We start from the raw sequence: 15,129 nt of genomic DNA, 5'->3' as shown, positions 1-15,129 counted from the left end.
CTGGGTTAGTCGACGAGGTCGAGCGCGGTGCGGACGATGCTGTCGGTGTCGATGCCGTGGTAGCGGTAGACGTCGTCGAGGGAACCGACCTGCCCGAATCTGCTGACACCGAGCGCGGCGCCGGGGACGTGGTTGATCCCGGTCAGGAACGCGAGGGTGTGCGGGTGGCCGTCGAGGACGGTGACCATCGGTGTGGCCCGGCCGGCGGGGAACACCTGGTCGAGGATCCACGACGGGCCGTCGGCGAGGCCGCGGCGGGCCTGCACCGCCTCGAACAACAGTCCGGGGCTGGTCACGCACACGACGTCGGCGGCGATGCCCTGTTCTGCGAGACGGTCCGCGGCGGTGAGGGTTTCGGTGATCATCGCCCCCATCCCGACCAGGGTGACCGCCGGCTTGTCGCTGTGCCGGAGGGTGTACGCGCCGGCGACCACCTGACGGCGGCGACGCTCCCGGGCGGCGGGATCGGTGGGGACGGCGGCGAGGGTCTGATCGACCGGGCGGGTCGAGAGCCGCAGATACGACGAGGAGCCGTCCGGGCGGCCCAGGCGGGAGATGCTGTCGAGCAGCGTCCACTCGACGTCGATCGCGAACGCCGGCTCGTAACTCACACACCCGGGCTGCTCGAGGCCGATCGAGGGGGTCTTGATCGACTGATGCGCCCCACCCTCCGCGGCGAGGGTGACCCCGGACGGGGTGCCGACCAGGATCGACTGCCCACCCGCATAGATGCCGTACGACCAGGGTTCGAGGGCGCGTTCGACGAACGGGTCGTACATCACCCCGATCGGGAACAGCGGTTGTCCCCACCGGCTCCAGGTGGCACCGAGCTCACCGATCAGTCCGACCAGGTTGGTTTCGGCGATGCCGAGTTCCATGTGCTGCCCGGTGGGCTTCTCCCGCCAGTGCATGATCGTCTCGGCGTCGTCGTCGAACCAGTTGCGGCGCTCGTTGGGTGACCACACCCCCACCTTGTTCAGCCACCCCGCCAGGTTGGTGGTGGAGCTGACGTCGGGGCTGACGGTGACCACCCGTTTCGCCGCGTCCGGGGCCTGGCGGGACAGGTCCAGCAGCACCCGCCCCAGTGCGGCCTGGGTGGTGGACGTCCCCGTCGGGGTGCGGCCGATGTCGGCCGGGACCGCGGGCGGGGTGGCCAGGTCGACGGGGTCACGGGTGAGCCATTCGGCGGAGGCGGCGCAGACGCGCCCGGCGGTGCTGTCGGCGTCGAACCGGGCCCAGGGGTTGTTCGGGTCCATGCCCAGTTCCGCGGCGAGCTGTTCGTACTGCTCGACGGTCAGCAGCGACGAGTGATTCTGCGGATGCCCCTGCGTCGGCAGGCCGCGACCCTTGATCGTGTAGGCGATGATCACCGTGGGGCGGGTGTCGTCGATTTGCGCGTACGCGGCGCGGAGGGCGTCGAGGTCGTGACCGCCGAGGTTCCGGATCGCCCGCAGCAGGGTCTCGTCATCGAGGCCGGCGATGAGCGATGCGATCGCAGCGGCGTCGGGACCGTCCCCGGGCAGCCGCACCCGCACCTGCTCTGCGTCGCACCGCAGCAGCCGCTGGTACTCCGGGTTGGGCATGTCCAGGATCCGGGTCCGCAGCGCCGCACCGCCCGCCTGGGTAAACAGCGACTCGAGCAGGGTCCCGAATTTCACGGTGATCACCTGCCATCCGGCGGCGGAGAACATGGCCTCGAGCCGGCCCGCGGCGATGTTCGGCACCACCCGGTCCAGGGACTGCCGGTTCAGGTCGACGATCCACACGATCTCCCCGAGTTCGGACACGGACGTGTCGAGGATCGCCTCCCACACCGCGCCCTCGTCCAACTCGGCGTCACCGACGAGCGAGTACTGGCGGCCCGTGCCCGCAGAACCGATCTGGGTGTTCACGTAGCGGCGGGCGATGGCACCCCAGATCGGGGCCGTCGCGCCGATGCCGACCGAACCGGTCGAATAGTCCACCGGATCAGGATCTTTCGACCGGCTCGGGTAGGACTGCAGGCCACCGAATTCCCGCAGCGTCGTCAGATACTTCTCGTCCAGCTCCCCGAGCAGGTAGTTGATGCCGTGCAGCACCGGCGACGCGTGGGGTTTCACCGACACCCGGTCACCCGGCCGGAGCTGCTCGAACCACAACGACGTCATGATCGAGACCATCGACGCACACGACGCCTGATGGCCACCCACCTTCAACCCCGTCGGGTTCGGGCGAACCCGGTTGGCGTGGTGGATCATCGCGGTCGACAACCAGAGCACCCGGCGTTCGATCTCGCGGAGCACCTCAGGGGTCGGTGATTGTTCAGAAGGGGCGTGGAGATCAATCGTGCGAGTGCCGTTCATCATGTCCGTCCTTGCTGTGAGATCCTGGCGCCAACGTTGATCAGCATGCTCAGGGTGTGAGCGAGGCAAATCGTGTGGCAAAGGGAGCCGGACTTGGATGAGGCCGGTCCTGTCGATGACAGCGTTTCGAGCTACCCATCGCGAGGTGCGTTCCGGATGCGGAACTAGAGACAGTCCACCATCCGCATGTGCTTTCGGCAATACCGCTCGCAGAACTTGCGCATTCTGCGAATCATCGCCCACACAAGTGCAGTTGGGGGTTGGCAATATGCCCACCGGGAGCACTGTCGACTCCATCGACGCCTAGATCCTCAAGGCACTGACCGAGGATTCGCGGGCCACCGTCATCGCGTTGGCCGACATGGCCAGCCTGTCCCCCCGAAACACCGTGCAGGCCCGCTCGGCGAGCTCGAAAAACAGGGTGTGCTTCACCCGTTCGAACGCCGAATCGGACCTGGTCGCCCTCGGATACCCACTGACCGCGTTCATCCTGACCGGTGTCACGCAGCGGAAGCCGACGCCCATCGCGGAGTCGCTGGACGGCATCCTGAGGTGGTCGAGGTGCACGGGACGCAGCGGTGTCACAGACATTCTCATCCACGTGGTGGCCTGCTCGCCCCATCGATGTCGAGGATCCGGCCCGCAATGCGGTAGAAGTCCGATGCGCCAGCTCGCTTACCGGCTGAACTCTCCGCTGGCATAGCTCGTCGACGGCCGTGACCGCGGCGGCGGCTCAAAGTGCTCACCGACGGTCTCGGAAAAGTCTCTGTCGCAGGCAGTCTGCTGAAGTAGTCACGGAGCGATTGGGGATCCGCCTTGGTTGATGCTGAATGCTCGTTCGCGTTTCCCGACCCGTAGTCGACACCATCCTCAGATCTCTAGGATGCGCGACAGGCAGCGACGTCGCACTCCGGATTACCGCCTCGCCGAGTCGCTCCCAGCGCTTTCGATTGCCACAGTGGATTCCCGTAAGCGTCCTGGCCCGTCTGCCAGCCCAATACATGACACACCGCCTCACCCAACGCTCCCCGGAAAGTGGCAGCGGAGCTCAGTCAGTGGTGCGCTGGCTCGAAGAACTCGGTGTCGACTGCGTGTTCGGCATCCCTGGGGAGCCATTTTGCCGGTATACGGCCCGCTGCTCGAATCGACCCGCATCCGACATGTTCTTGTCCGGCAGGAGCAAGCCGACGGCCATGCCGCCACAGGATATGTGCAGGACGCTGGTAACGGCGGCGTCCACATGGCCACCTCCGGCCCCGGCGCCACCAATCTCGTGACCCCGGCTCGACGCACAGATGCACTCTGTTCCCCGCGTCGCGATCACCGGCCAAGTCTCCCGCGACCTCATCGGCACCGATGCCTTGTAAGACGCTGACATCCGCGGCATCACCATGCCAATCACCAAGCACAACTTCCTGATCACCGACCCGGCCGACTTCCCACGCACCCTCGCCGATGCCGTCCACATCGCCGCCAGCGGACGCCCGGGGCGGCACTCGTCGACATCGTGAAAGACGTTCTGCAGGCTGCAACCACGCTCTCGTGGCCACCAGAGAAGCACCTGCCCGGCTATCGACCACCTAACGTGCCGTCGCCCAAACAGATCCGTGCCGCAGCCACCATGATCGGCGAAGCCGAGAGACCTGTTCTCCACGGTGGCGGCGTGATCAAGGCAGATGCCGCGCGCAAACTATGTCCCACGCGGTGCCGGGCGCCACCGACCGTGCAACAGCGCGGAAGATCTCAGCCGTTGATCATGTTTTGCAGTGAACTCCACTCCGCCTCACGCAGTTCGTTCTTGCGGATCTTTCCGGTTGAAGTTCTGGGAAGATCGTCGACGAACTCGACCGATCGTGGTGCCTTGTATGACGCGATACGTGATTTCACGTGTGCGATGACCTCGGCCTCGTCGATGTGCGCTCCACTGGCAGTCATCACGAACGCTTTTGGCCGTTCGCCCCACTTGTCGTCAGGTGCCCCCACGACGGCGGCTTCGAGTATCGCCGGATGCGACAGAATAGCTTGCTCTACCTCGATCGTCGAAATATTCTCTCCCCCGGAGATCACCACGTCCTTCGCACGGTCGAGAAGTTGCACGTATCCGTCGGGATGCATGACGCCCAGGTCACCTGAGTGGAACCAGCCACCCTCGGTTGCCTTCCGCGTGCCCTCCTCGTCGTCGTAATAGCCTTTCATCACAGTATTGCCGCGCATGACGATCTCGCCCATCTCTGTGCCGTCTGCGGCCACGTCGGTCAACTCGCCCGCCGGTGAAAGCCCGGGACGCACAACCCGCAGCCGCTCGGCAGTGATCGTGCCGACACCCTGGCGCGCCGTGAGTTTCGCGTGGTCCTCGACATCCAGCTCGTCCCACTCGGGCTTGGGTTCACAGACGGAGTAGGGTCCGTAGGTTTCAGTGAGGCCGTAGATGTGCACTATCGATGCGCCCAGAGCGCGGATCCTGGCGATGATGGTGGGGCTGGGTGGCGCACCTCCATTGCTGATGGTCAACGGTGTTGTGAGGAGATGGGCCTGCTCAGCGTGGGCCAGGAGGGTCAGAACTGTCGGTGCTCCGTTGAGGTGTGAAATCTGGTGCTCGTCGATCAGCGACCACATGCTGTCGGCGCGCACCGCCCGGTAGCAGACGTGTGTACCGAGCGCGGCAGTGACCGCCCAGGTCGTGCACCATCCGTTGCAATGGAACATCGGCAGGGTCCACAGATACTTGGTGGTCTTACCAAATCCTGAATGTAGGATTCCGCCGAGCGAGTTGAGGTAGGCGCCGCGATGGGAGTACATGACTCCTTTGGGACGGCCCGTGGTGCCGGAGGTGTAGTTGATTGCTATCGTGCGGTTCTCGTCGTCTATCTCCCAGCGTAGATCGTCGTCCTGGCCGCGAGTGAGCAGCGAGTCATAGCTGTGAAGTTCGTTAGGTGCGGTGAAAAGGCCTTCCACCGTGGGTATTTCGATCCACTCGTTGACGGTGGCGAAATCTAGTCCGGCGTCGAGCAGCGGCTTCAGTAGCTCGATTTCACCGAAGAGCAGGTGCACACCAGCATGCCCGCAGATGTATTCGATCTCGGCCGCTGACAAGCGTGTGTTGATCGCGACGAGTACACCGCGTGCGAGGGGGACGGCGTAATGGGCGATGAGCAGCTCGGCGGAGTTGGTGGCCAGATATGCGACCCGTTCGCCATCCGTGATACCGGAAGATCGAAGTGCTTTTGCGAGGGCCTGTACTGCGGCGCCGAATTCACGGTAGGTCCATCGGCGCTCGCCGTCGATGATTGCGATTTTGTCGGGCATGACCTCGACTGCACGTTCGAGGAAGCGAATGGGTGTCAATGGAATGTCGAGACCGGTCACGGATCCTCCAGGTGAAGCAGCGCTTCATACGAAGCGCTGGGCGGGTCGGGTGCTTGTTGCGAGTTTGCGGCGGCGACTACGTCGATGCCTCGAGGGGAAGTGGAGTTCCTGCGCCGGCGTTAAATTCGCGCCCACTGTTTTCGTCCCCCAGCCGCGGTTCGAGGCAGTCAGAGCGACGCGGCGGTCTTGTAGGCCGGATTGCGGACAGTCGGCGTCAGGTCGAGCGCGCAGGCCGATGTCGGGTCCTGACCACCCGGCCATCCGCACACCATGACCGTGGTGAATCCAAGGTGAGTGAGGATGGAAGTGATGGATCCCTGTGCCAGTTCGTGTCCCTGAACCGTGTACTGGTCGGCGGGCCGCGGGTTCGACCGCAAGTAGACGATGATCCCGCCTTCTGTGGCGATTTGGGCTCGACGGGTCTCGAACTCATGTCGGCACCCGCAGTCGGATACGAGCGGATCGCGGTGCGAACATTCGAAGACGATGTACACCGTCGGAGCTGCCGCAGGCGTTGTCGAACCGATGAAGGCCGTGTGGTGGGCGCCGGTCAGTTCGTCGTCGAAGTCGACTACGCGCATGGACCTGTCTGGAACGTCCACAATCCGTGTAGCAGTATGGCGAACCCGCCCAACGTGGCCGTCGCCGTGATGTAGGCGGTAGTGCACCACATCCTGGAGCTGCACCACTGGAACGCGCTGAACCCGGGCGAATGCCGCGAGTTCGGTGCCCTGCAGCAGGGTTCCATCGTCACTCAGCAACGTGGCCGTCAGCGCTACTGGCGGAAGTCCGGCGATTTCGCACAGGTCGACCGCCGCTTCCGCACTGTTTCGGTGCTCGATCACTCCGCGTGGAGCTGTTCTCAACGGCAGGATGTGTCCCGGCCGCGTCAGATCCACTGGGCGGGTCTGCGGGCTGGCGAGCACCCGAGCGGTCCGCGACCGGTCTGTCGCACTGATACCGGTTCCGACGCCGGCAGCGGCGTCCACACCTATACCGAAGGCCGGAGTTGTTGCGCTGAAGCCGTTGCCCCGCACCATTGCGGGCAGTTCCAGCTCGTCTGCCCGGGTCGAGCGCATCGCCGCACACAACAGTCCGGAGGTGTATCGAACTGCCCATGCGGTCCACCGTGGGCTGGCGAGGGCGGCGGGAATCAGCACATCGGCGACTTCCTGATCGTCAGCTCCGCTGACGATCAGTACCGGCGCTCCGGTGGTCAACGCGTTTGTCGCGGATTGGATTCTTTTTTTCAGATCACAGACGTCGGTCATCACGATTCCTCACCGATCACGAGTGTGCGAAAACGGCTGTCATGAAAGACAAGGGGTTTCGCTGTCTCATTTACCGCGGTGCTGTTGACCTCCAGAAGTACAACATCGTGGTCCCCGGCGGGGATCGACGTTGAGATCCTGCAATCGAACCATGCTGCGGCGTCGGCTAGGAACACTGCAGTGGATTCGCCTGCAAACCAGGAGATCCCGGCGAACCGATCGGTGTTCTTGGCCGCGATCTGGCGACTCGCTGCTTCGTGCGTCGATGCCAGGACCGAGATACCGAGATGGCCGTCCTTCGACAGAGTCGGCCACGTCGTCGAAGTGTGCTGCACGCAGATCGACACCAACGCCGGGTCCATGGACACTGGTGTGAACGAGGTAGCTACGATTCCCACCGGTCGTCCCTCCTGGAGCGCGCACACTGCCGCGACGCCAGTCGGGTACTGCCCGTACAGTCGGCGGAGCCTGGTGGTATCCCGTTCCGAGTCACCTGTCTTTACTGGATCGAAAGTCATCATGGCGTACCGCCTTGGCTGAGTGGTGAATTGATCTGCTCATTGAACACACTGCATCGCTCACGGAGGTCGCCCTCCGAGTGGTGGAGGCGATCCGGCGACGACCGGTACGAAGTCGGGTTGAATGTCCCCTTCGTCGTGTGGGGACGATTGTATCGAGCGGACTTATCGGCGTCGGACGATCGCGTAAGGGTTGCTCCCGTTTCGTGCATGTCAGGCACCCCGGGCACGCGCATGCTGGACGATGAGGGAGGTGACGGCATCGAGGCATGCCGCCCCGATGGATGGCGACGCGCCCGCCGGGTCTCCCAGGACACCGTTTGGCGATATCGAACTGATGCCCTCACGGAAGGCGCGATCGAGGAGTCCCTTGTCAACCATGCCCGAGTATCCGCGGGCAAAGCGCTCGACGCGAACCTTGTCCGGGTGAAGTGCGAGCATCACAGAGGTTTCCGCGACGTCGGCGTGCCCACCGACGTTGCCGCCCAGGGAGGCCATGTCCTCGGCGGCCCAGCGCCAGGCGTCCAGAATCGCTTCACTGTCGGTGAAGACGATGACCGACAGTGGTGCCAATTTGTCCGCCAGACGCAACTCGAAGTCGCGCATGACCGGGTAGTTGCCGATGTGGCCCGAGAACAGGACAATCCGCTCGAAACCGGACGCGGCCAGGTGGGCGCCGTAGTCTTCGCAGATCGCCTCGAGAGTCGACGCCCGGAGGGACAGTGTGCCGGGGAATCCGAGATGATGCGGCGAGTATCCGACACGAACGGTCGGCAGGACGAGCGCACCGCCGAGGTCGTTCGCGACCCGCACGGCAAGCTCGTCGGCGTGGTCGGCGTCCATTGATAGAGGTAGATGCCGGCCGTGTTGTTCGACTGCACCGAGGGGCAGGATCGCTGTGCGTGCCCCGTCTGCGATTGCGTCACCGATTTCGGCACTCGTCATGTATTCGATCCGAAGTTCGTTCATAGTGGCACCTACTTGCGATCCGTCCTGGCAAATCGAGCCTGGCGGGCAATCTCGTCCTGCTCGCCGACGTCGTACATGTCGTCGACGAGATCGGTGAAGGAGGCGAGGATGTTGGAGCGCCGGATGGTGGCTTTGGCCGTCAGCTCGCCCGCTGCTGCTGACAGCGCCCGCGGCAGAATCCGGAACTTCTTCAATTGCAGTGGACGGGCGAGTTCGGAGTTGACCTCGTCGATCCATCGGGTCAGAGCAGCATCGCGTTCGTGTGGAGTCATTGCCTGCGTCTCGTCGCTGACGCTGAGCAGTACCGTGAGGTATTTCCGGCCTTCGCCTACGACGATCGCCTCGTCGATGAGCGGACTCGCTTTGAGCCGTACCTCTATCGGCTGCGGGCTGACGCTCTTGCCGCCGCTGGTCTTGAGGACATCCTTCATTCGCCCGATGATCGTCACCTCGCCATCGGAGCTCAGCTCGACAAGATCGCCTGTGCGATACCACCCGTCCTCCAGAGCCGCGGCTGTGGCTTCCGGATTGTGCCAGTAGCCGTCGAAGAGACATGGGCTGCGCACCTGCAGCTCGCCTTCGTGGGATACACGGACAACCCACCGGGGATCGGGCATGGCCTTTCCGATGGTTCCTGGCGCCGGAAAGGCCCGGTCCCATTGCGCGATCACGGAGCCACACGTTTCTGTTGTACCGAAGAGCTCGCGAAGATCGAGACCCCACATATGCCAAAGCGCTGCGACGTCGGGGGTCATGCTTCCGGAGGCTGTCCAGCTGACCTCGATGCGGTCCATGCCGACCTTCGCCCGCAGTGGTAGGAAGACGCATTTCATGCACAATTCGTAGAGCGCTTCGAGGTACCTTGGCACCTGACGCCCACGCCAGCGTAGATCGCTGACCTTGCGGGCGACCTTCATGGCAATCGAGTATCCGAGGCGGAAGGCTCTGCCGGACTCGGCAAGCGTCTGCAGCATTTCGCTGGCGAGCTTCTCGTGCATCCTCGGCGGCCATAGGACGGCAGTTGGCCGCACCCCGATGAGCGCTTCGACTCGCTGATCCATTGTGCAGTACGTGATGACGAGTCGCGTCATTATCGGCGCGAAGACGCCGACTAGAGCCGGCGCGACGTGTGATAGTCCGAGGAATCCAACGAGATCGTGCCGGGTCGTCCCGATCTCGGGGTAAGACATTGCGAAACCAAGTACGGAGTACTGGAGAGTGCGGTGCGTGTGTCTCACGCCCTTTGGCGCGCCGGTGGATCCAGACGTGTAAAACAGCGCGGCCAGCTGGTCTATGTCGCCCGCTTCGACAAGAAGCGTGAACAGTTCCGGCTCAGCCACAGCCCGTGCGCTTCCGACGGCGCGTAAGTAGTCCCAATGTACGGTTTTGACCGTTTCCGGCAGGTCCGCCGGCTCGGCATCGAACCCGATAGTTGCACGCAAATGTGGCAATCCGGCAGCGACCGCGCGGACCTTGGCGATATCAGATGTGCCCTCGGCGAAAATAGCAGTTGCGCCGCTGCTTTCGAGCGCGTACTCAACCTCGGGGACCGAGCTGGTTGGATACACGCCGACGGGAACGCCACCGACACTCAGGATGGCGAGTGCCGCCACGACCCACTCCCGGCGGGTAGAAGACATGATGGCCACCCGGTCGCCCGGCGCCACCCCGAGATCATGGAGGCCCAGTGTCGTCTCCCGCACTTCCTCCAGGTACTCGCTCCAGCTGGTCGGGCGGGCATCGCCGTCCACCCAACTGCAGAATGCGACCGTATCCGGTTCGCGCTCGGCGCGGTCGCACAGCATCTGAGCGAAGGTACGATCCACGGCTTCGAATCCCGACACGCTGCGCAGCACGGGTACCCCGTTCCTGCCGCCTTCAGGCGAACTCATTGAAACCATGTTCTCCATCTCCGTCCCCACTGTCACTGCAATTCCTCAGCCAGATCATTGATCTCGGTGCCCGTGTAGCGCTTGACTACCTGCCACTTCCCATCGACCACCTGATATACGCCGTAGTCGGGTGCGGCCGTGTTCGTCGAGTTGAAGTCGACGGGGCCGCTGGCACCGTGATAGTCGATCTTCTCATCTCTGACCAGGAGATCCAGGCCCTCATCCAGGGAGAACACCGGCGCGCCGCCGGAATCAGTCACGTTGTGAAGATTCTCGGCAATCGCCGTGCCTGTAGCCTCGCCACCGGCCGCCATCGCCAAGAGTCCCGAAACGATCGCATCGTATGCCATGGCCGCCGTCGGCTGCTGAGCGATGGCCATGCCTTGCTCCTGGCCGTACTCCTCGATCAGCACATCGCGCATCCCCGAGACGGACGGCGAGTCTGCTGCGAACGCGGACTGCCCGTACGCGCCTTCGAGGTATTGGGCACCGACCTCGTCGAGTAGCACGGGGAAGGTCAGCTCGGCGATAAAGGACCATTTGCCAGGAATCCCTGACCGCGCCCACTCGCGCACGATCGGTACAGCAGGCTCGACGGAGCCGGCGAGAAACACCATATCGGGTTGGGGTTCAAAGGCACTGCGAACCTCCGGCAGATAGGAGCTCTGTCCGCCGTTGAATGCGACTTTCGCCACGACCTTGCCGCCAAGCCGTGTGTAGTAGTCCTCCAACCAGCTCGATGTGCTTCGTGCTGAGTCAGAGTTTTCGTAGAGTATCGATAGAGTCTTGAAACCGTTGTCCCAGATGTTTTTTGCAACCGCCAGGCCATCGAAAGTGTCCGGGCCAATGGTACGGAAGGTATAGGGGTTGGCCTGGTCGTCGTACTCGACGATGCCGGCATACGGAGATGCGATGGCAACCTCGCTGCGTTCTGCCTGGCTGAGCGTCGCCATGAATGTCGATGACGTCGGACCCAAGATGAATTGCGCGTCATCTTTATTGATGAGCTTGGTGACGGCGCGGACTCCATCCTCGGCGTTGAACTTCTCGTCCTCGCTCACGACCTCGAGTGTAGTCCCGTTGATGCCGCCGCGTTTGTTGACATGGTTCACTACTGCTCGGGTGATCGAATCGACGGGCCCGCCGAAAATGGCCGCTTCACCCGATAGCGGCGCGGCCACACCGATCACCGTGGTTCCGCCGGACGCCCCTCCACCGTCGCCACAACTTGTGAGCACTGCCCCGGTCGCCATGACGACGCACGCGACTGACACCTTACCTGCTGTTGCTCTTAGTACTTTCATCCTCAAAATCTCCTGTGGGACTGTTTCTTTGGGGAGGGCGGTAGACACTTCTTGGTGGAAGCAAGGAGGGTCAAACCGGTATTCTCTATCTGCGATCGCGTATAACCATGCGTGGCGCTCACGCCTGTGGGATTCGGGCACCCAAAAACATCTCGGCGAAGCCCGGATCCGCGAGCAGTTGCGGCCCGTTCGCCTCGTGATGAATCTGGCCGGATTCCATGAGAAATACGCGTCCGCACAGCGGCAGGATTTGGCTGGGATGCTCTTCGATCACCCATAAGACGCCGGTCCCGCTGCGCTCGATAACGCAGATCTGCTCGATGAGTGAATCGACAATCTGTGGCGCTAGCCCGGTGGTGGGTTCGTCGAGGATCAACAGCCTCGGCCGCATGAGCAACGAGGAGGCGATGGCGAGCTGCTGGCGTTGCCCGCCTGAAAGCGTCCCAGATCGCTGCTTCCGGCGCTCGGCGAGGATCGGGAACAGCTCGAAAACCTCATCCACGCGGTCATGAGGCAGCCGCATCGCGCGCGTGACAACTTCCAGATTGTCCTCGACGGATAGTGCGCCAAAGACGTTGCGCAGCTGAGGCGTATATCCGAGGCCGCGGCGAGCTCGCTCGCGGGCGGGCATCCCATCGAGTGGCTCTCCACCAAGCTTGACGCTTCCGCCGCGCGCATCGACGACCCCGGCGATGGTCTGCACGAGGGTTGTCTTGCCGGCGCCATTAGGACCAATGATGGCTGTGATCGATCCTTCATCAGCAGCAAAAGATATGCCATGGATGATGTTATTTCGACCGTACCCGCTGGTTAGGTTCTCGACTTCAAGCAGTGGCACGGCGTACTCCCAAATAGGTTTCGATAACTAGGGGGTCGCGGATGACTTCCGCCGGTGGGCCGCTTGCGATGACATGGCCGTCGTGCATTACGTACAGTGCATCGGAAATCGCGTTCATGAACGACATGTTGTGCTCGATGACGAGCACCGTTACACCCTCGACGTCGCGCAGCTGACGCACTGTCGTCGATAGGCGGTGCTGATCGTCGGGGTTGAGCCCCGAGGAAGGCTCATCGAGCATCAACAGCGACGGCGGCTCCATGAGCAGTCTGGCAATCTGGAGCAGGCGCCCCTGGCCGATCGACAGATCTCCCGCGCGGGCATTCGCCAGTTCCGTCAATCCCAAGCGATCAAGCAATATCCATGCACGGTCGAGCAAGCTGCGCTCACTCACCGAAATCTTCCGCGAAGATGTGAAGAGCCGTGACAGGCGCTCGCCTGGCACTGTGCGCACAGAGGTGAGCAGATTCTGCACGACCGACATGTCGGTGAAGTCGGCGGTGTTCTGAAATGTGCGCTTGAGACCCATCCGGGCAAGTTGATGCGTCGGAGCCCCTGTCACGACGCGACCGTCGAACAGGACCGTCCCCGCATCAGGCTCGAGAAAACCGGACACCGCGTTGAACAGCGTCGTTTTGCCGGAGCCGTTTGGCCCGATGAGACCAGTAACCTTGCCTCGGCCCACTACCATGTCGACACCGTCGAGCGCCCGGAGCTGACCAAAGCTCTTCACAACGCCCTTCACTTCGAGCAAGGGATTCGGTGTAGTCATCAGCGACCACCTGCCGCAGAAGTGGCCAGCACAGCAGGCGCCACGGAGGCGGAGCGGGGTGGCGGGTAGACGGCCAGCCGCGGCCGGAAGAGACCACCCGGCCAGAACAGGAGTATCACGATGAGGACCAAACCCTGCAGTGCGTCCTGAAGGCTGGCCAACAGCTCCGGCGTGATGAAGTCCACCTGGATGTATGTGAGGCCTTCGCGCAGACCCAACAGGACGACCGCACCAAGCACCGCGCCGGCATTGCTGCCTGTCCCGCCGATAATCAGAGCGATGAAGACCGTGAAGGTGATATTCACGTTGAAGAATGTCGGGGTAAGGATCGACAGATACCACACGTACATGACCCCGGCCAGACCCATGAAGAACGCGGCAAAGACGAAAGCCTTGAGCTTGACCGCGTAGACGTTCACACCGAGCGAGCGAGCGACTGCTTCGTTCTGGTTTATGGCGTGCAGGCTTCGACCGAAAGCCGATCGCGTCACACGCCGGAAGAGCAGGTAGCTGATTCCGAGAACAACCACAACGGCCGCGGCGACGAACAACGCCTGCGCTCGGCCCGGGATGATGTCGAGACTGGGCACCGGCGCGTTCAGCAGTCCGCGCGCCCCATTAGCGATCGCCGGCTGGTTGATGAACAGCTGGCGGATCATCTCCGCAAGCGCGAGCGAGACAACAGCGAGGTACTCACCACCGACCCTCAGTAGGCCGCTTCCAACAACGAACGCGAGTAGAGCTGATACAAGACCACCGATGATTGCGCCCGCCCACCACGGCAAGCCAAGCCCGAGGATATATGTGTAGGAGCCGGATGAAGCCGGCATGACAGTGAGTGCGTAGGCGTAGGCGCCGACACCGAAGAACGCCGCCACACCGAAGTTCACCATCCCGCCGACACCGAACTGAAGGTTCAGCGCTAGGGCTGCGACGGCGTAGATCCCCATAAGGGTGATCAGTCCGCCAAGAATAAGCAGAGTGCTCATGCGACACGCTCCTTCGGACCGCTGAAGAGGCCCTCAGGCCGGATGAACACGACCAAGGCGATGACCGCGAACACAACCATCTGGGTGTATTCGGACGGGATGACGAGGGTCGCGAGACTTGACGTGAGACCAACGAGGACAGCCGCGAGCATCACGCCGTAGATACTGCCGAGTCCGCCGATGATTGCGGCGGCGGAAATGATCAGCACCTGATCCCAGCCAAGCTCGGGGTAAATGCGTGCGGTGAAGGCGATGAGCGTTCCCGCCAGCGCAGCCAGCGCACTCGCCACCGCCCAGGTGAGGTATTGCAGATAGGAGGTGTTGACGCCGCGAATTTGAGCCAGCGCCTGATTGTTGGCCATCGCGCGCAACGCCCGTCCGCTGTAGGACTTCGACAGCCAAAAATGCAATGCCACAACCACCAGGGCGGCAATGATGACTACCGCGACCTGATCAATTCCGGCCACTGCAATCCCACCGATGCGGAAGGTCTCTTGCAGAGGGACGTTGAGCGTCTTTACGCCGTACCCCGTGAATACCTCGATCATTGCGTGAATGAAGAATGCGAGACCGACGGACGCGATCATCGGGATATAGTGCGGACGTCCGCGCATCGGCCAAAAGATCAGCCGAGCCGATACGACGCCCGCCACCGACGTGACTGCGATCGCCGCGAGACAGGAGACTATCCAGTGCAACCCAAGCAGCACGTTGAATCCGTACGCACTGAACCCGCTGAGCACAATGAGCTGGGGAAGCGCGATATTGAGGAAGCCCTCCACCCGGCGCACGAGTTCAAAGCCCACTGTCGCGAGCAGCAGAACCGCGCCGCTGACAAAGCCTGCAACAACGACGGCTAACACGATTC

Annotated in this window: 12 protein-coding genes and 1 pseudogene; 1 reads left to right on the top strand and 12 read right to left on the bottom strand. The window is 62.9% G+C overall.

The genetic code is table 11. From position 1 onward, the window contains the following. Positions 1 to 5: 5 nt before the first annotated feature. Positions 6 to 2,342 (bottom strand): transketolase C-terminal domain-containing protein, encoded by a 2,337-nt coding sequence (locus CJ177_RS33245; RefSeq protein ID WP_095869972.1) that lies wholly within the window; start codon positions 2,340 to 2,342, stop codon positions 6 to 8. 303 nt (positions 2,343 to 2,645) lie between these two features. Then, complete coding sequence (locus CJ177_RS33240; RefSeq protein ID WP_133987642.1) at positions 2,646 to 2,933, bottom strand: hypothetical protein; 288 nt, start codon at positions 2,931 to 2,933, stop codon at positions 2,646 to 2,648. Positions 2,934 to 3,343: 410 nt separating this feature from the next. Here CJ177_RS33240 and CJ177_RS33235 point away from each other — a divergent pair. Further along, positions 3,344 to 4,035: pseudogene (locus tag CJ177_RS33235) on the top strand (thiamine pyrophosphate-binding protein); the annotation flags it as partial. A gap of 50 nt (positions 4,036 to 4,085) precedes the next feature. Here CJ177_RS33235 and CJ177_RS33230 read toward each other — a convergent pair. The 10 genes from CJ177_RS33230 to CJ177_RS33185 form a co-directional block, all read right to left on the bottom strand. Further along, on the bottom strand, positions 4,086 to 5,708 hold the full coding sequence (locus tag CJ177_RS33230) for an AMP-binding protein (RefSeq protein ID WP_095869589.1): 1,623 nt from the start codon (positions 5,706 to 5,708) through the stop codon (positions 4,086 to 4,088). Between the two features lie 167 nt (positions 5,709 to 5,875). After that, positions 5,876 to 6,979, bottom strand: a complete 1,104-nt coding sequence (locus tag CJ177_RS33225) for a 3,4-dihydroxy-2-butanone-4-phosphate synthase (RefSeq protein WP_095869588.1) — start codon at positions 6,977 to 6,979, stop codon at positions 5,876 to 5,878. Further along, on the bottom strand, positions 6,979 to 7,500 hold the full coding sequence (locus CJ177_RS33220) for a flavin reductase family protein (RefSeq protein ID WP_095869587.1): 522 nt from the start codon (positions 7,498 to 7,500) through the stop codon (positions 6,979 to 6,981). Before CJ177_RS33220 ends, CJ177_RS33225 begins: the two co-directional genes overlap by 1 nt. Positions 7,501 to 7,710: 210 nt before the next feature. Beyond that, complete coding sequence (locus CJ177_RS33215; RefSeq protein WP_095869586.1) at positions 7,711 to 8,466, bottom strand: creatininase family protein; 756 nt, start codon at positions 8,464 to 8,466, stop codon at positions 7,711 to 7,713. Between the two features lie 8 nt (positions 8,467 to 8,474). Further along, the gene (locus tag CJ177_RS33210) at positions 8,475 to 10,394 is read right to left on the bottom strand and encodes a long-chain fatty acid--CoA ligase (RefSeq protein ID WP_257014794.1); all 1,920 of its coding nucleotides are present in this window, start codon (positions 10,392 to 10,394) and stop codon (positions 8,475 to 8,477) included. Beyond that, entirely contained in the window at positions 10,391 to 11,548 is a 1,158-nt protein-coding gene (locus tag CJ177_RS33205) for an ABC transporter substrate-binding protein (protein ID WP_218835147.1), read from the bottom strand. Before CJ177_RS33205 ends, CJ177_RS33210 begins: the two co-directional genes overlap by 4 nt. Before the next feature lie 232 nt (positions 11,549 to 11,780). Beyond that, the gene (locus CJ177_RS33200) at positions 11,781 to 12,500 is read right to left on the bottom strand and encodes an ABC transporter ATP-binding protein (protein ID WP_179443340.1); all 720 of its coding nucleotides are present in this window, start codon (positions 12,498 to 12,500) and stop codon (positions 11,781 to 11,783) included. Beyond that, the gene (locus CJ177_RS33195) at positions 12,487 to 13,272 is read right to left on the bottom strand and encodes an ABC transporter ATP-binding protein (RefSeq protein WP_095869583.1); all 786 of its coding nucleotides are present in this window, start codon (positions 13,270 to 13,272) and stop codon (positions 12,487 to 12,489) included. Before CJ177_RS33195 ends, CJ177_RS33200 begins: the two co-directional genes overlap by 14 nt. After that, positions 13,272 to 14,261, bottom strand: a complete 990-nt coding sequence (locus CJ177_RS33190; protein WP_095869582.1) for a branched-chain amino acid ABC transporter permease — start codon at positions 14,259 to 14,261, stop codon at positions 13,272 to 13,274. The genes CJ177_RS33195 and CJ177_RS33190 overlap by 1 nt, the downstream gene beginning before the upstream one ends. Next, positions 14,258 to 15,124, bottom strand: coding sequence for a branched-chain amino acid ABC transporter permease (locus CJ177_RS33185; protein ID WP_065491475.1), 867 nt, complete (start codon positions 15,122 to 15,124; stop codon positions 14,258 to 14,260). The genes CJ177_RS33190 and CJ177_RS33185 overlap by 4 nt, the downstream gene beginning before the upstream one ends. Positions 15,125 to 15,129 lie beyond the last annotated feature (5 nt).

It is taken from the genome of Rhodococcus sp. ACPA1, from assembly GCF_002300195.1.
GTDB classification, from domain to species: domain Bacteria; phylum Actinomycetota; class Actinomycetes; order Mycobacteriales; family Mycobacteriaceae; genus Rhodococcus_F; species Rhodococcus_F opacus.
The sequence above is the reverse complement of the archived record's forward strand: the minus strand, read 5'-3'. Positions and strand labels throughout refer to the sequence as shown.